This window comes from Actinomadura rubrisoli (assembly GCF_004349215.1).
GTDB lineage: Bacteria > Actinomycetota > Actinomycetes > Streptosporangiales > Streptosporangiaceae > Spirillospora > Spirillospora rubrisoli.
Window position 1 is genome coordinate 18,445 of record NZ_SMKU01000022.1, and the last position, 22,846, is coordinate 41,290.

Consider the following 22,846-nt stretch of genomic DNA (forward strand, 5'->3'; position numbering starts at 1 on the left):
GTCAGCGAACTACCCAAAGATCCTACGGCTGGTGCGAGCGAGTGGCTTGGGGGGCGGCTGTCCAGGGTTCTGCGATGGATCCGTCGGGTTCCCATCCGTACTGCCGGAGTTTGTCGGCGTCGGTGGTGTGGCCCGTTTCGGCCAGCACGTCGGCGGTGAGCGCCAGCGCGTAGCCGTGGCCCGCGGCTGCGGCGTGCGTCAGCCAGTCGATGGCGTGCTCGCCCTCGCCGCGTTCCAGCAGCAGCCAGACCGCTTTCTGGGCGGCGTCGTCGTCGCCGGTCTCGGCGCGGTTCTGCAGCCAGCCAATGGCTTCCTGAGGGCGGCCTATCTGGCGGAGAAGGTAGGCCGTTCGTAATGCTGCATAGCGAGCGTCAGAGGTGTATCCGCCGGAGACGTTGACTTGTTCTGCTGCCTGTCGGCAATGGCGGATGGCTTCTTCTTGCCTGCCGGTCACCCACAAGACGGCGCTTACCAATTCAAAGGGGAACCAGTGAGGGGTGTCGGGGGGATGTAGGAAAAGGTCGATGACCTCGTCGGTGATGGAACCTTGGGCCACCAGTTGGTCGGCCGCGCGTTTCGCCTCGTCCCAGCGGGTGGCGTACCAGGGGCTTTCGGGTTCGGTGGTAGTCGGGTCTTGGGGATCGGCGGTGTCGGCGTGCTCGGCCGCCGGTCCCCGGTCCGGGACATCGCGGACGTGGTTGCCGGCGTCGTGCAGCAGGCGGAGGCACTTGGCGACGGTGGCGTCCGACGCGGTGCCGTTCGCGGCGTGGGCACGCAGCCGTTGAACGGCTTCGTCGGCCTGGCCTGTTGCGTGTAGTTCTCGGGGCGTGTCAGCCCACTGGGCCATAAAGGAGCTGGTCCCCACGGCGCGCAGCCACCAAGCCAGGACTTCCTCCAGTGGGCCCGCTCGCACCAGCAGTTCGGCCGCCTGCACGCTGTAGTAGGCGGCTTTGTCCTGGTCGTCACCTGCAAGGTCGACTGCGCGCTGCCACCAGCGGACAGCGTCGTCGATGCGTCCGAATTCCACCAGCCGCCTGCCCGCCTTCTCCAGGGCGACAGGGTTGCCGAGATCCGCCGAGCGCTGCCAGTAGTGCAGCGCCTCCTCGGCTCGGCCCACCGATTCCAGAAGTCTGGCCAGGTACTCGGCGTTTATCCCGTGGTAATCGTCGCCGTCGGCTGCCTGTTGCCACCAGCTGATGGCTTCCTCGATGCGGCCCGCGCCCTCCAGGAGGCCGGCGGTCCTCCTCGATGCGTTCACGTACCCGGCGTCGGCAGCGGCCGCGTAGAAGCGGACAGCCGTTCGCAGCAGCCCGTGATCTTTGGCCCTCTGTCCGAATTGGCCGAGGACGGCGGCGGGCGCGCCCTGGTAGTGCAGCAACGCCTCCCACAGCGCGGCTGGGGCGCGGGTGGTGCGGCGGGTCACGCGGCCGTGGTGTTCGAGATAGGGGGCGAGGCGGTAGCTAGGCCGAGCAGGTGCGGGCTGCCCACGGCGTGGACGGATAGGGGTAAGCGGGCCGCGGGTTCCGCGTTGCGGTGCGGACAGGAAGACCAGGGCCGCCTCGAACCATGCCTCATCCAGCAGATCGAACTGGACGGCGGTGAGGTAACCCTCGGCCGCCTCCTCCAGCAGATCCCGGGTCAGGGGGAGGCCGGGGACGGTGCGCAGGGCGTCCATGGCCGCCTCGATCAGCGCCTTGGCCGCCGGGTACGCGGTGCGGTAACGCTCGAGCAGGGCGGGCGCACCAGCCAGGTACTGGGTGATATGCCCCTGTTCGGCGTGTTGCAGTGCGTCGACCAGGCGGGGGTCGCCGGTGGCCGCGTCGCGGACCGCCTTCAGGTCGTCGCCGGTGAAGCACTCGGGCACGATTATGCCGTTATCGCCGACCAGTTGGCGGGCCTGCGCGAACGGATCGGGGCGCTGCCCGGACCTCCACTGCCCGGGGGCGGGCACGGTGCTCAGCGTGGCCCAGTCCTCGTGCCAGATGCTGCCCACCACCAGCACCGGTGCGCGCCGAGCGTCGTTGAGCAGGTCGCGTAGCCCGGAGGCGACCTGTTCGGCCCGGTCGGGGTCGAGCAGGTAGTGCTGGCTGTCGTTGAGCCACACCACCGTCCGCGGACCCACCGCGGGAAGCCCGTCGATGACGGCCTGGACGCGGGTGGGCGTGAGCGGATGCCAGAGCCGCCACGCCTCCGGCAGCGCCTTCACCGCCTCCCAGCAGGCCCGGGTCTTACCGGAAGACGGGCCGCCGATCAGCAGCGCGATGCCGCTGTGGCCGTCCTTGGCGGCATCGACCACCGCTTTCAGAAGCCGGTCGTGCTCCCGCCGCACATAGGCGGGCAGCAGGCCGAGCCCGGCTGCACCGGTCACCGCGCCGACGAGGTCGACGGCGGGCTGGACCTCCAGGTCCTCCAGCACCAGCCGGACGCCGAACTCACCGATCGGCCGTCCAGCCGGTGCCGCTGCCGAATGCGGAACGCGGGCGGGCTGAGCCCGCTCGACGAGACCACGCCAATGCCTTTCGGTGGGTTGTCCATCGCCCGCCCAGTCGCTCCACAGCCGCACCAGCGCCCACACCACGTCGGCGTCGCGGGGAACCTGAGCCTTGGCCGCGTCCTCGGGAAGCCAGTCACTGATGGCCTGGCCACGGAACTTGATCACGTACGGCGGCCTGGCCAGCGCCCTCTCGGTCTCCCGCAGGGAGAACACTTCACCGGCTGCGCGCCTTCGCGTCCTGGCCCGTTCGCGCAGCGCCCGCAGCTCGTCGTAGAGAGCGCGGCCGTCGTCGGTGCCGATGATGTCCTCCTTACCGTCACCCGGTCACCGCCCTATGCCCGCAGCGGGCGGTGCGGGCATGGCCCGTGACCGGCAGCTTAGAACCGGTTCGCCCGCTGCGCCCGCCTTCTGGGACGGGCCCCCGCTCCCACGCCGATCCTGCTGCCGCACCCGGCAGACCGGCCGGGCAACGACAGCGAGAGGGTTCCATGAACAACAACGACATCAGCACGAACAAGAACGACACCAGCACCATCCGGCGGCTTTACCGCGCCGCGATGTTCAGCCTCGTGCGTGGACTGGCCTCAGCGACAGGAGCCCCCCTGGTGACCGGGCTCATGTGGTGGATCCAGAGCCGCTAAGGCCTCCCCGGGACTGGACGGCGGGCCGGGCCAGGCCCGCCATGTGTTGGCCTGGCCCGCCAGACGTGGCCCGATGCGGCGCCCGCGCGCGTGACTGGTGCCCTCGAGGGCTGACACGGAGCGGGTCGGGGCCGTAGGAGGCGTGTTTACTGGTGAGGCTGGGACGAACGCGGTGTAGTTGGCGTTGGGAGGATAGGGCGCGACCGACAGTCGCAGAAACGTTCGCTCGTCGGCAGACCAGCGCGTTGCGGTCTGCTGCCCCTCGTTCAGGTGCCGGAGGCCATGTAGGCGGGGAGGATGTGTTGGGGTGGCGGTCGAGGTTGTTGCGGGCTCGGTTCTAGCGCATGGTGGTGCGCGGGTCGGCGTGGCGTGCAGCGATCTGGACGTCGCGCAAATCAACGCCAGCGTCGAGCATGGTGGTCACGAAGGTGTGGCGGACCATGTGCGGGGTGCATCCGCGGCAACTGGACAACGGACTTGGCCGCCAGCCTGCGCAGGCGGCGGGTGGAGGCGTGCCGATCCATTCGCACCCCGCGCGGGTTTTGCGCGATCGGCCCGGCTGTCCGGTCGCCGATGGCGCGGTCGATGGCTCTGCCGACTGCTGGCGGGAGGGGTATCAGCACAATCCGGGTGCCCTTGCCGACGACCAGCGGGACCCGGTGGCCGTGTTCTTCGTTCAGGTCGTCGATGTCGGCGCCGGAGGCTTCAAAGATCCACAGCCCGAGGAGACCGAGCATCGCCACCAGCGCGAAATCGTTGGCATTGGACGATGCGCGTGCGGCCGACAGTAGGGCCTCGAACTGCAGATGTGACAGTCCGAGCGTGGGGGATTCGAGTGGGACGTAGGGACGTCGGACGACGTCGGCGGGCGCGTGCTCGAGAGTCCCGTCGGTTACGCAGGTGCGGTAGAAGCCGGCCACCACTGACAGCCGCCGGGACACGGTTGAGTGTCGGAACCGGCGGACCTCCTGCCGTACGGCCAAGGGGGCCAGGCGCCGTTCGGTGCACCAGTTCAGGTAGATCCGCAGGTCCGACTCAGTGTGCATGCGTGAGTCACCCTTGTATCGGGCCGGTAGGCGAGCGTCGCCAATCACAAAACGTCCCTGCCTGCGGCCTCAGTGCCGGGCGTCGCTCCCAAGAGTTCATCGAACGAAGCCATACCGGCGACGCTGCGCCCGCATCAGGCGTAAGACCAGGCTGACCCCACGCGGCATGAGCGGACGTCTGCAGCGCGAGTTCGCGGGCGTTTGCGGGAGCGTCCGCTCGTCGGCGTGACCGATCTCGGATGTCTGGTCATCGTTGATCCAACTTCCGAACGCCAGCTGCTGAGAATCAACATCGGAGACACACACTGTCCGAGGCCTTTTGGCGGACGAACAATCTTCTCCGCGCTTGTCCGCAGCCATCCACCTTCTTCGGATCCCACCGAAGGGTTGTGCATGCTGCATGCCTGGCCCTTCAGCTCCGATGGTGGCCGACGTGCCTCTCCGCGCCACGCAGGATGCAAGCTCCATCTCTCCACCGAGGCAAGCCTCAGGGCAGTTTCGAGAGGCAGCCCAGGCATGGCGGCTGCGGCCACCGCTCTTGGCCGGTCTTCGCTCCTACTCGCGCGTCCCGCCTCCGCCGCCTGACTGATTCCGCAAAGATAGGGCGAGGAAACGGGAGGCATGAAGCAGTGTCACGGTCATCGACGGGTGGGGCCGGAACCTCGGGGGGTGTCGGGCATGAGGATCGCTGCTTGGCCTGGTTCGCGGCGCACCTGCTGACTGAGGATCGACTGCCTGGCTGGGCTTCCGGCCACCGTATAGTCGGCGTTGGCAGCCAGACCGCACGGTCTGTCGACGACGTCGGTGCCGTCACAGACGCGGGCGGTTGGCTGATGGTCCAAGCGAAGAAGAGGCTTCAGCGCACTAAGGCTGAAGATGGCGCGCTGGCCGAGGCACTTCGGCAACTCGTGGACGCAGTGATTTGCGAGGTTCCTAGCTCACCGCCGAACCAGCACATGCTGCGGTCCCTTGACCGGGATCTCGATCGGGTGCTGTTGCTTGGTGATGAGCACACGCCGGCAACCGTCAGGGATCACCTGGCTAAAGTGACGGATCGCCTGCGCACCCATCCTGAGGCGGTTCCTCTAGAGGAAGCTGCTACCAACCGACCTGAGCGTGAGGCCCTCGGTGTGCTTCTCGCCCATCTTCGGCGGCTGTGGGAGGAACGCGAGGGCAGGCCAGCCGATGACGCTGCCCTGCGGCGGCTCCTCCGTCCCCTTGTCGTCCGTGCCCTGAACCTGCGCGACGATGGCCAGGAGTATCAACGGGTTCAGGTCATGCTCAGCGACATGCTGGTTGACCAGGACCAGGCGCGCGACCTCTGGGACGCGCTGGTCTCCATCGGCCACGAACTCGGTGAGAGCCAAAGATGGCTTGACCGCGACGCGCTGGTGGCCGAGCTTGAAGAACGACCCTTCCGCCTCAGGCCGGTGACCCGGGTCCGGGGGGACATCGCTCGCCTACGGCAGACCACCAGAGCCAACGTCGCAGTGCTCGGGAGCGCCCTCACCCTCACGACTCCCGAAGGGGGCCTGACGCTTGAGCGAGGAGTGGGGCCGACCTTGCGCGATGCGGAGGGTAGCTTCGCGCTGACTGGTGAGCCTGGTACAGGCAAGACTGCACTTCTCTGCCAGTTGGCCGCCGACCTGATCGATCAGGGAAACGACGTCGTCCTTCTGAGCGCTGAGCAGCTGAGAGCGTCCGCTGGACAGACCCGCACGGAGCTGAACCTCGAGCACGACCTCAAGGACATCTTGCTCGGCTGGCCGGGCACTCATCCCGGCAGGCTACTTCTGGATGGTCTGGACCAGACCCGTGGGGAGAATGCCTCGCAGTGGCTGCCAACGCTGGCCAAGCAGCTTGCAGGCAGCCGCTGGGAGATCGTTGCCACTGTCCGGCGTTTCGACCTGCGCAACGGCCACAAATGGCGTGCGATGTTCCGCGGCGCGCCTGTCGACCCCGCTCATTCTGATTCCACGCTTCAAAACGTTCGCCACCTTCTGGTCGAGGACCTGCTGCCAGGGGAGATGGAGAGCCTTGTGCAAGAAAGCCCTGCGCTTGCCGAGCTCCTTGGAGCCGCCGGAAGCAGGATGCAGCAACTCTTGGGTAATCCGTTCAATTTGGAGATCGCCTCGCAACTGCTGGCTGAGGGCGCCCTCCTTGAGCCCGGCAGCATTCGCAGCCGGCTTGACTTGCTCGACCAGTACTGGCGGGTGCGGGTAGTCAAAGGTGGCAAGAATCCGTGGGAACGAGCCTCGACACTCACGTATGTTGTTGCACAGATGATCGCTGATCGCCGACAACAGGTAACTTACCTGCCTCATGCCGATGCCGATGCTCTGCAGGGCTTGGTGAGCGACGGCGTTCTTCGCGACTTGCCGCAGGGAGTCGGCGTGCCGCAGCCGCCGATCGCATTCAGCCATCCAGTACTTTTTGACTTCGCGGCCGGGATTTTGGCGCTCGGCGACACCTCCCGCGCAGAGAGTCTTGCGGAGAAATTGGACGCCGACCCTAACCTGGCCCTGCTCCTGCGACCCAGTTTGGACTACCGGCTGGCCATCGCCTGGCGAAATGCCCCGACAAAACAGGAGTTCTGGCAGCTCGCTCTCAGGCTCAATGCCGAGACATCAGGGCATCACCTAGCCGCCGCTGCAGCGGCTACCGCATGTAGCCGCGAACTTCGTTCACCTGATGAACTGGCTCATCTTGCGGAAGCGTGCTTGGGCAACAGTCCTGCTACGGAAGCCTGCGAGAACCCAGAGATTAACGCTCGCCGCATGGCGTTCTTGGTCGCGGCCGCGATAGCCAACTCGGATTCACAAACCAGTCTTTTCAGGGCATTCTTGCCATTCGTAAGAGACCTTGCCCGTGCGGCTCGCGCTACCGACGACACCTCCCTCGCGTTGGATGCCGCCCAGTTCCTCAGACGAGCGTCTGGCCCAGGAATATCCTGGCCCGACGCGGAAGTGAGAGACCATCGGGTTCAGGTCGTCGTTGACTGCATGACTGTGGCCTTGGAGGACGTCGACGATCCCGACCGAGCGCAAATTGGGAGGATGCTTGCCTGGCCTCTCGCTCACGCACTTTCCCTCGACGGAACTGCTTGCGAGCGCATCGCACACATGGCAATCTCACATGAAGTGCTGCGAGCATGGGGTTTCGAGATAGCCAGAGTGCTCATCGAGTGCCTGCCAAGTATCGTCGAGAGGAATGCGGCGCTCGCTGTTGAGATAGCTGCGGCCCCCTGGGAGTACGAGGAAGACCGGGAGCAGGTTACTAGAATTACAGAAAGTCAGATCTTCGGGCTAACCAGCAATCTGCAGCAAGACTTGAATCATCTTCGATGGAGTGTTTGCCAGGAACTTCCCGAAGTTGCATCTGCCGACCTTGAGGCTGCCGTTCGGATGCTCATACGGATTGTGGAAGTACCACGGATGTTCCAGTGCGATCGCAGTACCGATACGGGCCGAAGGCCACGCATTCGCTACGGTGATACCTTGCGGTACGCAGGAGGGCACTCCGAGCTGGGCACAGCTGTCGATGCCGTCATCGCTCTGCTTCAGACGAGGGCTGAGCACGCGAGCTCAGGGCTGACTAACGCTGATAAAAACAGCAGCGCCGACCAGCAGGAGCTTCGGCAGGTCGTCGAACTCTTGATCTCCGCGTTGTCCCATGGCGAGGTCTGGCAGCGTCTCCTGATGCAGGCGGCTAACGCCGAGTCGCCAGCTCTCGCGCACCTGCTGGTTCCAGCACTGGAGACCGGCATCTTCGAACGAGGCCAGACCCGAGGGACAGCAGGGCTCGTAGCCGCTCGCCTATCGTCAGAACTCGACATTGCGATTCACCGTCGGATCGAGGCAGCGATTCTCAGTGCCACGAGCCTAGAAGCCGACGAAATTGACGACACCCGCAGGCAGGAGTGGCAGCGCGAACAACGCGATGCGCTTCTAGGCGCACTCGATCCTAGGAAGGTCACCGAACCTGGAGCGCTCCGGCATCTAGAGGAGCTAGCCAGCAGCGATCGAGATGACCGGGGGCGTTCTTGCGGCCACGCAGACCGTGACCTTATAGACGACTCACTGCCTTGGCCAGCAGGGGAACCACGGGATGACGACGATGGCGCGGGGGGGGGCCTTCCGCCGATGTTGCTGAGGCACTCCAGAAAACAGGCGCTCAGGACCCGGCTACCCGCCGGGCGGGATATGAGAAGCTTGCCGAAAGTTGGCCGGCCCTGTTGCAACAGCTCTTGGCTCACGCACCTGAGGCAAATGTAGAAGGAGATCGTCTTCTGCTGGTTCGAGGAGCGCGGCAACTTGCGCATAGTGCGCTCGCTCAACCTGGGCAGCCTCTAGGGCGTGACGTACTGGCTGTTCTCCAGACGGCGTTGCCCTCGGCGACGAACCCTTCCCAGGAGGACGAGGTCGAATCTGGGTGGCGCGCCTGGGGTGCCACGATCACCTCGGAGGCTGTGTCGGGCGTCACTACTCTCGCGAGCAGGCCCGAATGGCTAGCTGAGCTTCACGACGAACTATCGGCAGCCGTCATTCCTTTCCTCAGCTCGCCCAATGCGCTCTACCGAATGCTTAGCGCGAAAGCAATCTCATTTCTTTTTGAGGCAGAGGCGGCCCTTGAGCACCTCGAGGCGCGGCTAAGCTCTGAAACGGATTCGCAAGTGCAGGCGATGCTGGGGTCGCTGCTCAGCAGGTATCGCGACGCCTACCCCCACGAGGTTGATGAGATTCTCCGTCGGATAGCCACCAAATCCCAATGGGCAATCGTGGCGGCAGACTCGAAGGGTGACGCAAAGCTCAGCAACGACGACCGCGCTGAAGTGATCGTGAAATTGCTCATCATTATGGCCGCTGAATATGGGACCCCCTACGCCCACGATACTGTACAGTCATGGCTATCCAGCCCATTGGAGAATCCTCGTCGAGCGGAGCGAGTTCCGGCTTGGCTGCGGCGCTTTCTAAATCCAGAAGATACGAACTCCTCAGTATCGCAACAGCGGACTTTCGCTTTGCTCGAACTCCCCCTCGCAGCAGTTGGAGAGGCGTGGGCTGAGGAGAATGCGGCAGTTACCCCGGACACGGAACGAGCGAACAACGCAGTGAAGGTCGCCAACAGCGTCGTTCAGAGCGTCTATTACGCGAGCGGGGCAACTAATAGCGACGAGTCTCAGAAACAAGAAGCCAGCCTCACGCAAAAAGCGTTCGCCGAACACGCTTTTCCATTGCTGGATGGCTACAGTGTTGTGCGCCACCCCAGCGTTACTCATCATATTATTCAGACACTAGATCACATTAGCATCCATGCACCTGAGCGGGCGCTCCTCGTGGCTGTCAGGGCGGCTGGCGGTGACGTTCACTATGCGCGAGAGCCATTAGCGCTTAGCGCAGTGCTTCAGCTTATACAACGCTACCTCGCTGATCACCGCGAGTTGATCGTCAGCAGTCCAAAGTGTATGACCGCGGTGAGAACGCTGCTTGAAACGTTCGTCCGTCAGGGCTGGGATGAGGCTATCCAATTCGCCGAACGCCTAGAGGACATGTTTCGCTGAAGCGGTAACCGTCCCAGCATGAGGCGCGGACCCTTTCGACCCACTCGTCGCGGAAGGCGCCCAGCTCGCGGCGTAACTCGTTGATGTCCGCGCCGTAGGGGGCCACGCAGCCGCCCGCCATGTGCTGCTCGACGCCGGACTGGCATCCGTGCACCAGGCGTCCGCCCAGGGCGGCGTGCGCCTTGATCTGCTCGATCCGGCGCGGCTCATTGAACCAGGTGCCGTGGTACAGCTCGTCGAGCTTCTCGGCCTCGCGCGTGTCCAGGTCGTACACGACCTTGGCGGCCTCGTCGAACATCCAGGCCGGGCCGACATTGCTGATCGAGCCGTCCAGCTCGACGCGGTTCAGGGCCATCATGGTGCCCATCTCGGTCAGCACGCGCAGGTCCCGGGTCGTGACGCCCATGGCCGCCAGCGACGGGTCCTTCAGGTGCTCCTCGCGGAACACGTAGGCGTAGAAGGCGTAGGCGGTCGTGAGGACCTCGGCGGGGTCGCGCGTGGAGCGGCCGTGCTCCTTGATGAACTGCACCAACTGCTCGACCGTGGTGTCCTGGGTCTCGCGTGCGTCCAGCAGTGCGGACTTCACGGCGCTCCAGTGGCACACCAGCCAGGACGGGTTCTCGTAGCGGAAGAAGTACTCCGCCGGGTCGATGATGATCTGCCGTCCCTGGACGGTGACCCCGTCGATCCGGTTCCAGCCGCTGTGCAGCGGCTCGGGCAGGTTGGCAACGATGCGCGGTGCGGTCTTCGGCAGGATGGTCACGGTTCCTCCTTTGAGCCTTCCGGCTCGGTCAGATGCCGGGTTCTACAGGTCTGGCGAACGGGCCCCGGCCGAGGGAACCGGGGCCCGCATGGGTCACGACCGTCGAGACCCATGGGTTGTCCGCCCTTAGATGGGCAAGGCGCTATGACGTCCTTCCTTGGCGATGTCTGCTTGGGCTTCTCCGGCGGGTCGGTTCTGCCGGAGGTTTGGCCCTCCGAGCGGCGGTGGGGGCGCAGGGGCCCAGGGGGAGCCCCCTCTCCGCAGCCCGGAGGTGTCTTGGAGATGTCCGGACTGGTCGTGACCTACGGGGTCACTATCTGGGGTGTTGTTGCCGGCGCTGCGGAGGTGGGGCCGGGCCTCGTTGAAGCGGATGCTGGGCGGCCCGTGTAACGGGCGGCGGGTTTCGCGGACGAGTCGACGCTCGCGGTGCGACGCCTCGGTGGTGTGCGCCTCGGCGGTGGATCCAGGGCCAGATCAGCCAGGTGATACCGGCCCCGAAGACGACGCAGACCAGGCCGTAGATCAGCTCCCAGGCCACGATGGGTCCATAGTCGACCGACATCGCTAAGGCCGGTGCGACCAGGTGGGCCCCATGTCCGGCGAGTCGGTGACCTCCCGGGCCCGCTCATCCTGCCGCGCCATCGCCTTCTTGAGCTCCGACCACTCCGAGGCGTGGAGCCTGTCGACCAGCCCGGCGTCCAACTCCAGGCGTGTGAGCGGCCCGCGCAGATGAACGGTCCACAGGCCGGTCGTGTCCGACAGGTAAGGAGCCGCCCAGCGTCCCTCGGGAATCCCGAAAGCGGGTAGCGGGTCGTTCTCGTCGATGTGAGGGATGTCGTCCGCGTGGTGGAGCTTCTGCGAGGTCATGCGGTCGCCAATCGAGTCCGTCAGCCGTGGTGAGGCCAGATTGCGAGCGGTACTTCGGGTGGAACTCTGTGCACCACGAGCCTGACCGGTCGTCAGGACGCCGGTCCATGAAGTTGCGCTGAGTTGCGCCTGTGTTGCGCTACTGGGCTTCGAGTGCGACGAGAGCCCCGCTGACCAGCTCGCGGGCGGCTGAGCCGTAGACGGCGAGGGCGGACAGTTCGTCGAACGCCTTGAAGTAGGTGTTCAGCTCGCTCGGCGCGGTGACGGTGACGTTCGCGGTGAGCAGTTCGACGTGGACCTGCGTGGTGTCGTAGACCGTGAAGCCCTCGACCGGCCACATCGCCCGCGGCGCACTGGCGGGGATGATGCCCACGGAGGCCGAGGGCAGCGACATGTCCTCCAGCAGATGGCGGAGTTGCTCGGCCATGACCGCTGGTCCGCCGATCCGATAGTCCAGGACGCACTGCTCGATCAGGAACGCGAAGGTGTGGCCGCCCGTCGTCAGGACGCGCCGCCGGCCGAGCCTGGCTTCAACTGCGGCCTCAACGTCGTTTGGGATGTTCCGGAAGTCGGTGATGACCTGCAGCAGCGCCCGCACGTATCCGGCCGTCTGGAACAGGCCCGGGATGACGTGCGGCTGGTACACCCGCATCCAGCGGGTCTGCTCGTACAGCGGTACGTAGGACTGCTGAAGCTTGCGCAGTCCCGTCGGCTCCAGCCGCCGCCATTCGACGTACCCGCCTTCGGCGGCACGAAGGGACGCGATGAGGTCGTCGGCCTGGCCCTGAGCGCCGCAGGCCTCGCACCACGCGCGGATATCGGACTGGGTTACCGGCTGGACCGCCTTCTCGATCCGGCTGACCTTGCTCTTGTGCCAGCCGACCGCAGCCGCGAGGTCCGTCCCGGACAGTTCGGCGGCTTGGCGAAGCTCACGCAGCCGGTCGGCGAGGGACTGGCGCGCAGCCTGGACGCTGGAAGAAGGCGAAGGTGACGACGGCATGGCAACGATCTGACGGAGATCTCACCGACCCTAGCTGATGCGGTACTCCCGGTGGTCGATGGCGCGATCCCAGACGGCCTCGAAGGCCTGGGCGCACAGCTTGATGGCCGCCGGATCGTCGGTCAGCTCGTCCTCGATGTGCTCGCCGTCCCCCGCGAAGTGGTGGAACCGGATCAGGCGATCGTCGAACAGCCAGAAGTCGTTGCCCGGCAGTGCGAGGTCGCTGGCGTTCCTGCGCGGGAGCCAGCGCACCTGCTCCCCGGCCGACAGGTTCATCGACTCGGTGACCGCGTACTCGAACCTGATGTAGGGCGTCACGGGCTCGGAGACGATGCGCGCGCGACGCACCGAGACGCCCCGGGCGACCGCCGGAGCGATCAGGGCGTGCCAGTCGCTCTCGCGCTGCGTCCGGTCGTATGCGGGGCCTTCGCCGGTGAACGCGCGGAAGGACGGGTCCGACGGAACGTAGGCGTCGCGCATCTCGAGATGGAGCGCCTGGGTCGTGCAGCCGCCAATCAGCTCGTTAAAGCCTTTGAGTTCCAGCGTCCGCATCGGCTTCCTCCATCAACGCCTTCAACAGGACATCCCTCATCCGTGCGGGGATGCGATCCACGATCTCGTTGGGGCCGATGGGGCTCAGCCCGTCGACTTCCGCCAGCTCGCCCGCCGAGGTGACCTGAGGTCCCTGGAACAGTAGATCACCGGTGGCGTCGTCCACGATCAGCGCCGGGCAGTGCCCGCCATCGGTGTCCGGGTCGATTGCGACCAACCGTAGAGCAGCCATCACGACCTCCCTCTCATGTTGCGCACAGTTGCGCCTCAACAGAGGCTCACCCCGGCCTGGGAGGACCGTCAAGCGAACGCAGCGACTATTTTCAACGCTGCACGAGTCCAAACCGGGACCATGAAGGGCGCTCTATGACGAAGCAGGCCGGCGAACCGCAGTGGCGGACGTCCAGTTACACCGAGCGGCAGGACTGCGTCGCACTGGCCGCCCTGAACATCGACTCCATCGGCATCCGAGACAGCAAGAACCCCAAGGGGCCGCTCCTGTCCGTGACGCGAGCGGACCTGGAGAACCTCATCGACCGCATCAAGGCCGGCCACCTCGACCGCTCGTGAACATCCGGGCGCTGTGATCTATTGGCCGTAAGCGATCCGCCGTGAGCGTCCGCTTCTGGAGGCGCAATGTGGAGGCCCAGAGATCGCGGAGGACTGGAGCACTCAGAGGTACTTCGTCAGTCAACGCTTAACAATCTGAAGCACTTGCACTTCAGAGCCAGCTGTTGAAATGATTGCCTCATATTTGCCGCTCATTGCTTCAGAGTGCTTTAAAGAAAGTATATCGCGATAGCTCACCTGGAAGGAATAATCCCCTCTGAAGCGAATTAATCCCCATGCCGTATCGACGATACTGATCGTATTTTGAACCGGATTTCCGTCGAAAGTCCACTTGGCATCCTTTGAGGTGATGCCGTTAGACGGGTCCTGTGGGCAAGTGGGGGCGAGAGGTACTCGCCGGGTGTTCAAGCAGTCAACAAAAGCCTGCACCACCGCGGCTCTCGTTTGATTCATCGCCGCTGCGGTGGGCGCCTGCTTCTTAATTGGCGTTTTGGGCTTTACTTTCGTTGGCCCGACGGAGCCCTCTAGCGTAGGTCTTCCATTATCCCATGCGACTGTCGCGCGATAGTGCATCATCTGCAGGGCAAATTGCGATCCATCGTAGTCAGTCTGATACCTGACCGTCATGACTGCGTTCCCGATTACGTCAAACCGACCCTCGTGGAAGGAGAAGCGTGCGCCATCAATGGGGTCGCCGATGATGTCCCAGTGAACGCCTCTGGCCTGCACATACCCCGTATCGACACTCTGTGGACAAGTTATAGGATTTACAACCGTTGCTTTCGCGCAAGAATCAAGCTTAGCTCTAATCGGCGCTGCGATTGCCTGCCAGGTCGCCCCAATGGGCCAACGGTCTCCAGGTTCGATGAAAGAAACCTCTTTAGGTTGCTCACCTTTCCCGGACAGGAAAGGTCCAACAATAATCACCAGCCCGACTGCGATACCTATCAGAATCTTATTTTTCGAACCTAATCTCTGCGCTGACTGTGCCGCTTCTGCACCTGCGTCTTTAATGGAGCTTCCGTTATTTATATTAACAACTCTGGCGTTCTGTACCTGGATCTGGTCGCGGCCAGCCCGGCCCGGCTGCTGTTGCCTTGAATTCACTGAACCTCACCGCCGCCAGCCGCGCCGGTGTTTGGGTTGGTCTCGGCCGATCGTGACGTCGCGAGCGTGTTGAATCTGGATCTGGTCGCGGCTGGCGGACCCTGTCTGAGACTGGCTGCCTGAGTTGACTTGAGGTCCTTCGCTCGACTGCGACAAGGCGCGTACCAGGGCGTGGACTGCACTGGTGCTCTCAGGATGATCATCAAGCAGGGCCTGGAACTCGCTCCGCAGGAGAGTGGCCACAACTCTTTGGGCGTTCGGCCCCTCCTCCAGAGCTAACTGCATCTCCTCCAGTTGGCGCGTTACCTCGTCAGGGGACCTCCAGCGCGACAGCGCCTTCGACACCGTTCCAGCAACTGCCGTGGCGGTTTGGGTTGCGAGGGCAGAGATGGCGGCAGTAGCTGCCGTCATTGCAAGTTGATCGTCCATGTGTCACCTGATCGTTTAGGTGTCGCCCAGCGAGTCGCCCCGTAAAGGGTTATCGGAATTTTAGGTGCTTTAGAGGGGCGTCGATCGGACGTTCCCGCTTGTCGTCCGGTTCCGGTCGCCCCCTCTAATTCTCACCCGAAGCTGGCGAGTTGATACTTTAGGACGATCCATTTTGCAGGAAAGGGCCGTTCGCTATACATGTGGCGCGCTTGCTTGATTACGATTTGTTACTGATCGCCTTCGCTGTAGCACCATCCCGGCGGAACCAGGTTGACTCAGTCTGCCGCTCCGCTGCAACCGTCATCACCTACCGAGACTCGGAAACCCCGCCCGATCATTGGCGATGACGCGCGGCCCGGCCGAAGCGGCCCGTCTTCTTCCCCACCGAAGAGGTCCCGCAGCCGGTACCGGCCGTGGCCAGTTGCCTGGCCGCGGTGCGTACGTCGACCGCGCATACCGGGTGGACTCACCCATGACCGCGTTGATCGTCATGCCGTGTGGTCAAAGACTCTCAATCCAGGACGGCCCAGCGAACTCGGAAACCTGCTCCGCGAGGAGCGCGCGCCTGCGCCCTGCCGCCAGGCCGTCCCCTGAGCTGCGCCGGGCGGCTCCTAGCGGCAGGTCGAGCGAGACCACGTGACGACTCTGGAATGCGAACGGAACGCCTTTGAACAACGACACGCCACGCCGATGCTTAAAGTGGCCGGCTGGCGCGAGATGAGCGAAGCTGGGATGCAGGCGGCCGAACTGGCCGCCGAAGCACTCCGACGAACCGAGAAGAGAGGAGTCCGAAATGGTCCGAATTCAGCCAACGCTGGAGAGCACCTCCCATGGACGCACTCGACACTCACACCGACGAGGCCACTGAGCCGCTCCCCATCAAGCTGCGCGGTCAACTCTGTCTGAATCCGCGGCGGAAAGCTTCAGGCACTAAGCCACACCCCCGGGCCAGGGCCCTCAGTACGCCGATACGGGCAAGCGAGCACAGCCTCTCGAACGAGCTCGTTATCCACAGCCCGTGGATAACAGGGGGCGGAGTTCCGGGCGGCGTGGACCGACAGTGCTCGAAGAAGCCGATCGAACGGCATCAGCAACCGTGTACCGGTGACCACACAAGCGAACGTGGGCCTCTGGCCTGCGCCAGGTCCGATAGACGAACGCTGACTCACTCCGGGCGGAGGCGGCGACAGGCGGCATCGAGACGCTCGGCGTAGTCGGCAGCGAAGAGATCCGGCAGGGCTTTGTCTAGGGTTCCCGCGATTCGATGAAGCGGCGCCCAGATCGCTGAATCGTCGACGACACGGCCGAGATCGGTCGTCTGCAGCCGTTCCAACCACTCGGACAAGACCAGCGCTTCGTCCCGCGTGAGCCGGATGACGATCTCTTCCTCTTGCATGCCCGCAACCTAGCCGCGCTGGCGAAGCGCGGTCTCAGCCAAGCTCCGAGGGGTCTTCCAGAGGCTCTGCTGCCGCAGGGCAAGAAATGGAGATCGCAAGCGTTATCGGCTGCGGACCGGGCGCGGTCCGCAGCGAGGGACGGGATCGAGCGCGATCCCAGGTGAGGAGGCCAATGGTCGAAGACGGTAGTAGCGAGTCCGCGTCGAGCGGGGCGAAGCGCCGAAACCGCCGAACTCGCAGCGAGGCGAAGCGAAGGCGGGTGCTGTACATCCTGTTGTCGGACGAGGAGCACGCGGCGGTGTCGAGGGCGGCCGAGCGGGAGCGCCTGGCGACTGCGGCGTGGGCGGCGCTGACGTTGCTCGCCGCCGCAACGGGGAGGCCGCGAGCAGAGAACAGCGAGCTGCGCGAGGTGCTGCAGGCCGTCATGCAGGTGCGCGGCCAGGCGCATCGGATCGGCGTCAATCTCAACCAGGCGGTCGCCGCACTGAACTCAGGAGAGGTGTCCTGGACGATCCAGTGGTACGCGCGCGCCGCCGCGCAGACGATCCGCAAGCTCGACGACCTCGCCGACGAACTGAGAAGGCGACTGCCATGAAAGGCGCCGTCGTCATCACGAAGGCCACGGCACCGAGCGTCACAGGGTGATCGGGAAGGTTCTGCGCGGTGTCCGGGTCCAAGGGCTGCTGCGGTACCTCTACGGGCCAGGCGCGAACGGTGAGCACCGCGACCCGCACATCGTGGCCGGCTTTGGGGACCTGGCCGACCTGGAACCGGCAGTACGCCCTGAGGGCCGCCGCGACTTTCGCCATCTGGAGAGTTTGCTGGTCCAGCCGCTGGCGCTGCTCGGTGAACGGAACTACCGCAAGCCCGTCTGGCATTGTGCCGTCCGGGCCGCTCCGGAAGACCCGGTCCTGACCGATGAGCAGTGGGCGCAGATCACTGGCGAGATCATGCAGCGGACCGGTCTGGTCCCGGCGGGGGACGTGGACGCCGTCCGCTGGGTCGCTGTCCGGCACGCCGACGACCACGTTCATATCGTGGCCACGCTGGCGCGGCCGGACGGTGTCCGCCCCGAGGTATGGAACGACGGATACCGGGTGCGGGACGCCTGCCGGGCGGTGGAGGCACGGTTCGGCCTGCGGTCCACGGCGCCGGCGGACCGGACCGCCGCCCGCCGTCCCAAACGCGGCGAGACCGAGAAAGCCGTCCGCCGTGGCCAGCCAGTACCTTCACGTACCGTCCTGCACCACAAGGTTCAGACGGTCGCCGCCGGCGCGGGCAGCGAAAGGGACTTCTTCGAACGCCTCCAGGCCGACGGTGTCCTGGTGCGGCGGCGGTTCAGCCAGCGGGCGGCGGGTGAGCTGACCGGGTACGCAGTGGCTGCACCCGGCGATGTCAACGCGGACGGGCAGCCGGTCTGGTACGGGGGCGGCAAGCTCACCGCCGACCTCACGCTGCCCAAACTCCGCCAGCGCTGGACAGGTGCGGACGGCTCGGTCTGCGGCCCGTCCGCCATCCGTCCGCTGTCCGGACGGCACCTCTCCGCGCGGACAAGGCAGGCCCTGCTGCGGACGACCGTCCGCCGCGCCGCGGACAAAGCCCGGACGACCGCCGAGTTCCTTGACCGGCTCCAGGACGACGGCCTCCTGGTGAAGGTCCGTTACAGCCAGCAGGACCCCGGTCAGATCACCGGCTACGCCGTCGCCCTGCCCACCGATCCCGGCGACGAGGAACCGACCTGGCATCCAGGAAGCCGCCTCGCAGACGACCTCTCACTCACGCGCCTCCAGCAACGTTGGGCATCACCCAGTGCGCGCCCCATGCCAACCGCCGATGACGACCTCACCCTCGAGGAACGGCAGGCGTTCTACGACGACGCGGCCCGCGCCGCGTCCTACGCCACCGGCCACATTCGCCGCTACCTCGCCACCAATCCATACGCAGTTCAGGACGCCTGCTGGGCCGCCTCCGATGCCCTACGCACCGCCGCGCAAGCCACTGGCAACCATCACCTCCGCCGCGCCGCCGAGACTTACGACCGCGCCGCTCGCGCACCCTACGGTCGCATTCCCCGGCCCACTCCTGCTGGCAATGCCCTGCGCACCGCAGCCCGCCTCCTCGCACTCACTTGCTCCGCCAAGAACCGGGCGGCAGTGTCGGCCATGCTGCTCGTCGCCAACCTCATCACGCTGCTCGACAGCATCGCCGAGCTACGCCGACTCCAGCACCGTCAAGCCCAAGTCGACGCCGCTCGAAATGCCGCCGCACGCGTCCGCGAAGCGCAACCCGCCTCCCCCGTCAGCCCGCCACAACCAACCGCGCAGGCGGCCATGTCCTCACAAGCACGCCTGGCCATGGCCGCCTTCCCCAACCCGTGGGCGCCACTGCAACCCACGGTCCCAACTGGACCCGCACCGCCGAGCGCTTCGCCGACAGCCCGGCCAAGCCGACAACGCCGGTGACCACCCGCCCCTGACGAAGATTTCAACGCCCGCCACGAACCCAAACACGGAGGCATCCGAATGCAGACCATGCGACACGAAGACCTCGACACGCTTCCCACCGTCGTCAGCATCACGATCGCCGCCCGCGCTCTGGGACTGTCCCGCACATACGCCTACGAGCTGGCAAAACGCGGAGAATTCCCATGCCGCATCATCCGAGTCGGCACCGCCTACCGCGTACCGACCGCGGAACTTCGCAAGTTGCTCGGCGTGACATAGGCCGGCGGGGAGCCACACCCACCCCTGGATGACGATGAAGATCGTCATCCAGGGGTTAGAGGGCGCCTGACCCCGGCGTCCAAGGTTCAAGACTCCCCTTGAAACGATCTACTTGAGTGTAGTTGACTCTCCGCGAGTGAGCGATGACAGAACGAAGGTCTGTGATGAGCCCTGTGAGCGCCCGCAGGAGCGCCTCGAACGGCTGGTGAAACCTGCTGGCCGAAGGTGTCGGTGAACTCGGACACCTCGAGCCGCTACCCCGTGCACGCGCTACAGAGCATCTCGCCACCTTCGCCCGTGAGGTGATCGGAAGCCTCGCCGCCGTCCGGCGGGAAGCGTTCCGCGAAGCCCGCGCTGATGGCCTCACGCTCACGGAGATCGCCGACCAGCTCGGCGTGAGTGTTCAAGCGGTGTCCCAGGTGCTGAGAAAACGGCCTCACGACTAGAGCGACGTCCGCCGAGATGTCTCGCACCTCCGACACCACGAAACGAAGCGTTCCTGGAGGAGAAAGCCATGCGAGGCACGACCTACAAACGTTGCGGATGCCGCAACCCCGAGACCGGCGAGAAGTACCCCACGGGCAAGTGCCCAAAGCTGGTCAACCGGAACCACGGTGCATGGTGGGCGCGCTACGACGCACCCGCAGGAAGCAGTGGCCTGCGAAGACAGCCGACCGTCGGCCCGTTCAAGACCAAGAGGGCCGCCCAGCAAGCACTTACGGAAGAACTCGGCAAGACCGAGGTCCATGGCCGACAGCTCGATCGGAGCCTGAAGACGGGCGTATACCTGCAGAACGTCTGGCTTCCGGCCAAGAAGGAGAGCCTGTCCGCCTCGACATACGCGGACTACGCGGAGATCGTCCAGCTCTACTTGGCGCCCGGACTGGGGCACCTCAAGCTGGTCGATCTAAGAGACAAGCACGTGATCGACCTGTACGAGGCGATCCTGCAGATCAACCGCCCGCTTCTCGAAGGCGAAAGGCCCAGCGAGCTGCTCCGGCGCCTCCTTGAGGTTCGGGCGTACTCGACGAGACCGCTGAAGGTCGGAGAGGCTCCGCGCCGCAAACAGACCAAACCCATCTCGCCGACGCGGGTGAAGAAGATCCATGCGGTTCTGCTCTCCGCCCTGAACTGGGCGGTGAAGTCCAAGCGCCTGAGAGAGAACCCGATCGAGCACGTGGAACCACCGCGCATCAAGGGAAGGAGGGTGAAGCCACTCGTCTGGACGAGCGAGCGCGTCGAGCGATGGCAGGAGACCGGCAAGGTGCCCGCGCCGGTGATGGTGTGGACAGCTGCGCAGACGGGCGCCTTCCTCGACTTCATCGCGGAGGAGCGGTTGTACGCCCTCTTCCATTTGGTCGCCTTCCGTGGCCTGCGTCGTGCCGAGGTCGCAGGGCTGGCCTGGGCGGACACCGATCTGCAGGGCGCGGGGACGCTGACCGTCCGCGAGACGAGCCCTGATTCCGAGAGCCAGGACGACGATTACGACGACACCACGTCCGAGGCCGGCGAGCGCACCGTGGCGCTGGACGAGGCGACCGTCTCAGTACTGCTGGACTGGCGGGCCGACCAGGAACGAGAGAGGTCCGTTGCCGGCCCCGAGGTATGGGTGGACTCCGGACGGGTCTTCACCCGTGAGGACGGGGCCCGGCTGCGCCCTCAGTGGATCTCCACGCGGTTCGAGGACCTGATCAGAAAGTACTGGCTCGTCCGGCACAGGCATTCCGTCGAAGGCTGGTCCGTCGACAGGATCGCCCGTCGCCACCGGATCTCCGTTCGCGCCGTCCAGATCGTGATCGGAGGTGAGCCTCTGCCACCGATCCGCTTCCACGATCTACGGCACGGCGCAGCAACCCTCGCCCTGCTGGGCAACGTCAACATGAAAGTGATCAGCGAGACGCTCGGGCATGCCCGCCACTCGTTCACCGCCGACACCTATACCTCGGTGCTTCCGGAGGTGTCCCGGGCAGCGGCAGAAGCGGTGGCGGCGGTCGTCCCTCGCCAGCCGCAGACGAGGACACCCGCAGCCACGAACGTGATCTCATTCGCGGACCGCCGCAGCAGGCGCGGCAAACACGCAGGGTAACCAAGCCCGAGGGGGTCAACACCCGGCTTCAGCAGGGAGGAGTGCACTCCGCCGACGTCCCGTGCACACCATGTGCACACCAGGCGCAGAAAAACGGACATCTGGAACGCGACAGGGACTTCGCCCAAGATCGCAATCTCGGGCGAAGTCCCTGGTCAGGTGGCGGAGGATCGGGGATTTGAACCCCGGATGGGCGGTAAACCCAAACCGCATTAGCAGTGCGGCGCCATAGACCGGACTAGGCGAATCCTCCAGTAGCCATCAGGCTCAGGACAGGCTACCGGTTCGGCGCACCTAGCGGCAAAGCCTGCCTGTGGACACGGAAGCATAGTCCGGATCGGCGACGTTCGCTCCCGGGGCCGCGGGAGCGAAGCGTCGTCGGATCAGCTGCCCAGCCGGAAGCCGGTGTAGCCGCAGGCCTTGCCCAGTTCGTTGCCGTGCTGCTGCATCTCGGTGAAGTTGGGCGTGCCGCCGGAGAGGTTGCCGGAGCTGAGCCTCCGCAGCGTGGTGGCGGTCTCATCCAGGTCCGACGCGAACCTCGTCGCGGCGCTCTCGACGTCACCGCCGGCGTTCTGGCCCTCGCTGCGGATCTTCGCGGCCGCGTCCGAGAACTTCTGGGCGTTCGCGGCAGCGCCGCCGCCCGGCGAAACCGCCGCGCCGCCCGAGGCGATGCCCCGCAACTCCGACTCGATGTTCTTGCAGGCGGTGTTCTTCTTGCCTCCGCCCGTGACGGAGTCGATCGGCCCGCAGGCCGTGGAAGCGAGCATCACGCCACCGATGGCGAGGGCGCCGACCAACTTGGTGGCAGACATGCGCATGGGGGTCTCTCCTTCAAGGGGGGTTTGGGACATCGAACGAGGGTAAACCCCACTGGTCACACCCGTCTCGATTACCCCTTTGGCGTTACACCGCCACATTCGGTTCCGTGACACAGCTCACACCGCCGGACGTGATGTTGGCCAACCGATTCGCGGTTGGCTCCCAGGAGCCGGTACAGTTGTCGCGGCAGGCACCCGTAGCTCAACGGATAGAGCATCTGACTACGGATCAGAAGGTTAGGGGTTCGAATCCCTTCGGGTGCGCAGCAGGTAGAAGGCCCCTTCCGATCTCGGACGGGGCCTTCTTTGATCTTGTATGTCGCGACACGCCCCAAGCTCGAAGGGTCCGGTCGCGTGCTTCGCGCTCGGCTCGAAGGCGGGTGGCCCGTGCCGGGCACGGTTGATCGGTCATGACGCTTAGCGCACTGATGGGGATGTTGGTGGGGTCCCCGTGAGGTGAGGCCACGGGTGTGCTTCGTCGAGAAGGTCGGGCAGCGTGGCGAGTTTGGTTTGCTTGTCGGCCTCTGGGACGGCTCTCAACTTGTCCGTGAGAGCCGTCCGCCATCGCGCCTGTTAGCCCTTGCCGCTCGCGCAAGCGGGCACTCTGGGACGGTACGCGTAGTTGTCATGGCGGCCAATCCATCTGCCCTTCGTCCTGGCTCGTCAGCACGAAGCGCAGGACGTCGGCGGACGGGAGGTAGGACACGGGGCTCACCGTTCGGTACCGCTAGTGCGCCCCCATCTGGCGAGGGCCCTGATGACGGCCGGGATGTCTTCAGGGCGAGCCCGGAAC

Annotated in this window: 21 protein-coding genes and 2 tRNA genes; 10 read left to right on the forward strand and 13 right to left on the reverse strand. The window is 65.3% G+C overall.

The genetic code is table 11. The features are described from left to right. Positions 1–22 precede the first annotated feature (22 nt). Entirely contained in the window at positions 23–2,659 is a 2,637-nt protein-coding gene (locus E1298_RS07495; RefSeq protein ID WP_131890324.1) for a tetratricopeptide repeat protein, read from the reverse strand. A 323-nt stretch (positions 2,660–2,982) separates the two neighbouring features. On the opposite strand from E1298_RS07495, the gene E1298_RS47895 reads away from it, so the two are divergent. After that, positions 2,983–3,135, forward strand: coding sequence for a hypothetical protein (locus E1298_RS47895; RefSeq protein ID WP_165975357.1), 153 nt, complete (start codon positions 2,983–2,985; stop codon positions 3,133–3,135). A gap of 337 nt (positions 3,136–3,472) precedes the next feature. Here E1298_RS47895 and E1298_RS51745 read toward each other — a convergent pair whose 3' ends face one another. Next, positions 3,473–3,577, reverse strand: coding sequence for a tyrosine-type recombinase/integrase (locus E1298_RS51745; RefSeq protein ID WP_207944491.1), 105 nt, complete (start codon positions 3,575–3,577; stop codon positions 3,473–3,475). After that, positions 3,531–4,181, reverse strand: a complete 651-nt coding sequence (locus E1298_RS07500) for a tyrosine-type recombinase/integrase (RefSeq protein ID WP_207944492.1) — start codon at positions 4,179–4,181, stop codon at positions 3,531–3,533. Before E1298_RS07500 ends, E1298_RS51745 begins: the two co-directional genes overlap by 47 nt. 692 nt (positions 4,182–4,873) lie before the next feature. Here E1298_RS07500 and E1298_RS07505 point away from each other — a divergent pair. Both E1298_RS07505 and E1298_RS07510 read left to right on the forward strand, forming a co-directional pair. Next, positions 4,874–8,455 carry an ATP-binding protein gene (locus E1298_RS07505; RefSeq protein ID WP_131890326.1) on the forward strand — a complete coding sequence of 1,194 codons (3,582 nt, stop codon included), beginning with the start codon at positions 4,874–4,876 and terminating at the stop codon, positions 8,453–8,455. A 194-nt stretch (positions 8,456–8,649) separates the two neighbouring features. Continuing rightward, the gene (locus tag E1298_RS07510; protein ID WP_131890328.1) at positions 8,650–9,741 is read left to right on the forward strand and encodes a hypothetical protein; all 1,092 of its coding nucleotides are present in this window, start codon (positions 8,650–8,652) and stop codon (positions 9,739–9,741) included. Here E1298_RS07510 and E1298_RS07515 read toward each other — a convergent pair. The 5 genes from E1298_RS07515 to E1298_RS07535 all read right to left on the reverse strand — a co-directional run bounded on the left by E1298_RS07515 (position 9,701) and on the right by E1298_RS07535 (position 13,155). Next, a complete protein-coding gene (locus E1298_RS07515) occupies positions 9,701–10,504 on the reverse strand; it encodes a hypothetical protein (protein WP_207944493.1) in 804 nt (267 codons plus the stop codon). The genes E1298_RS07510 and E1298_RS07515 overlap by 41 nt on opposite strands. 564 nt (positions 10,505–11,068) lie before the next feature. Beyond that, the gene (locus E1298_RS07520; protein WP_131890330.1) at positions 11,069–11,371 is read right to left on the reverse strand and encodes a hypothetical protein; all 303 of its coding nucleotides are present in this window, start codon (positions 11,369–11,371) and stop codon (positions 11,069–11,071) included. Between the two features lie 139 nt (positions 11,372–11,510). Beyond that, positions 11,511–12,371 carry a helix-turn-helix domain-containing protein gene (locus E1298_RS07525; RefSeq protein ID WP_131890332.1) on the reverse strand — a complete coding sequence of 287 codons (861 nt, stop codon included), beginning with the start codon at positions 12,369–12,371 and terminating at the stop codon, positions 11,511–11,513. Between the two features lie 30 nt (positions 12,372–12,401). Next, positions 12,402–12,923: a DUF6879 family protein gene (locus E1298_RS07530; protein WP_131890334.1), complete on the reverse strand. Its 522-nt coding sequence runs from the start codon at positions 12,921–12,923 to the stop codon at positions 12,402–12,404. Next, positions 12,895–13,155 carry a hypothetical protein gene (locus E1298_RS07535; protein ID WP_131890336.1) on the reverse strand — a complete coding sequence of 87 codons (261 nt, stop codon included), beginning with the start codon at positions 13,153–13,155 and terminating at the stop codon, positions 12,895–12,897. Before E1298_RS07535 ends, E1298_RS07530 begins: the two co-directional genes overlap by 29 nt. A gap of 134 nt (positions 13,156–13,289) precedes the next feature. Between E1298_RS07535 and E1298_RS07540 the strand changes: the two genes are divergently transcribed. Further along, entirely contained in the window at positions 13,290–13,493 is a 204-nt protein-coding gene (locus E1298_RS07540) for a DUF397 domain-containing protein (RefSeq protein WP_131890338.1), read from the forward strand. Between the two features lie 120 nt (positions 13,494–13,613). On the opposite strand, the gene E1298_RS07545 is transcribed toward E1298_RS07540, so the two are convergent. The 3 genes from E1298_RS07545 to E1298_RS07555 form a co-directional block, all read right to left on the reverse strand. Next, complete coding sequence (locus E1298_RS07545; RefSeq protein WP_131890340.1) at positions 13,614–14,600, reverse strand: hypothetical protein; 987 nt, start codon at positions 14,598–14,600, stop codon at positions 13,614–13,616. Between the two features lie 6 nt (positions 14,601–14,606). Continuing rightward, the gene (locus E1298_RS07550) at positions 14,607–15,029 is read right to left on the reverse strand and encodes a hypothetical protein (protein ID WP_131890342.1); all 423 of its coding nucleotides are present in this window, start codon (positions 15,027–15,029) and stop codon (positions 14,607–14,609) included. A gap of 1,165 nt (positions 15,030–16,194) precedes the next feature. Continuing rightward, positions 16,195–16,425 (reverse strand): hypothetical protein, encoded by a 231-nt coding sequence (locus tag E1298_RS07555; RefSeq protein WP_131890344.1) that lies wholly within the window; start codon positions 16,423–16,425, stop codon positions 16,195–16,197. Positions 16,426–16,685: 260 nt separating this feature from the next. On the opposite strand from E1298_RS07555, the gene E1298_RS07560 reads away from it, so the two are divergent. The 5 genes from E1298_RS07560 (at position 16,686) to E1298_RS07580 (ending at position 21,235) form a co-directional block, all read left to right on the forward strand. Further along, positions 16,686–17,021 carry a hypothetical protein gene (locus tag E1298_RS07560; RefSeq protein WP_131890346.1) on the forward strand — a complete coding sequence of 112 codons (336 nt, stop codon included), beginning with the start codon at positions 16,686–16,688 and terminating at the stop codon, positions 17,019–17,021. 46 nt (positions 17,022–17,067) lie between these two features. Further along, positions 17,068–18,888 carry a relaxase/mobilization nuclease domain-containing protein gene (locus E1298_RS07565; protein ID WP_131890348.1) on the forward strand — a complete coding sequence of 607 codons (1,821 nt, stop codon included), beginning with the start codon at positions 17,068–17,070 and terminating at the stop codon, positions 18,886–18,888. A 60-nt stretch (positions 18,889–18,948) separates the two neighbouring features. Continuing rightward, positions 18,949–19,149, forward strand: coding sequence for a helix-turn-helix domain-containing protein (locus E1298_RS07570; RefSeq protein ID WP_243725433.1), 201 nt, complete (start codon positions 18,949–18,951; stop codon positions 19,147–19,149). Positions 19,150–19,451: 302 nt separating this feature from the next. Beyond that, positions 19,452–19,595 (forward strand): sigma factor-like helix-turn-helix DNA-binding protein, encoded by a 144-nt coding sequence (locus E1298_RS51750; protein ID WP_207944494.1) that lies wholly within the window; start codon positions 19,452–19,454, stop codon positions 19,593–19,595. A 68-nt stretch (positions 19,596–19,663) separates the two neighbouring features. Further along, positions 19,664–21,235 (forward strand): tyrosine-type recombinase/integrase, encoded by a 1,572-nt coding sequence (locus tag E1298_RS07580; protein WP_131890350.1) that lies wholly within the window; start codon positions 19,664–19,666, stop codon positions 21,233–21,235. 160 nt (positions 21,236–21,395) lie between these two features. On the opposite strand, the gene E1298_RS07585 is transcribed toward E1298_RS07580, so the two are convergent. Together E1298_RS07585 and E1298_RS07590 are read right to left on the reverse strand one after the other, a co-directional pair. After that, positions 21,396–21,488 (reverse strand) — tRNA-Ser (locus tag E1298_RS07585). A 130-nt stretch (positions 21,489–21,618) separates the two neighbouring features. Then, a complete protein-coding gene (locus E1298_RS07590) occupies positions 21,619–22,047 on the reverse strand; it encodes a hypothetical protein (RefSeq protein WP_243725434.1) in 429 nt (142 codons plus the stop codon). A gap of 197 nt (positions 22,048–22,244) precedes the next feature. On the opposite strand from E1298_RS07590, the gene E1298_RS07595 reads away from it, so the two are divergent. Next, positions 22,245–22,317 (forward strand) — tRNA-Arg (locus E1298_RS07595). Positions 22,318–22,846: the final 529 nt, after the last annotated feature.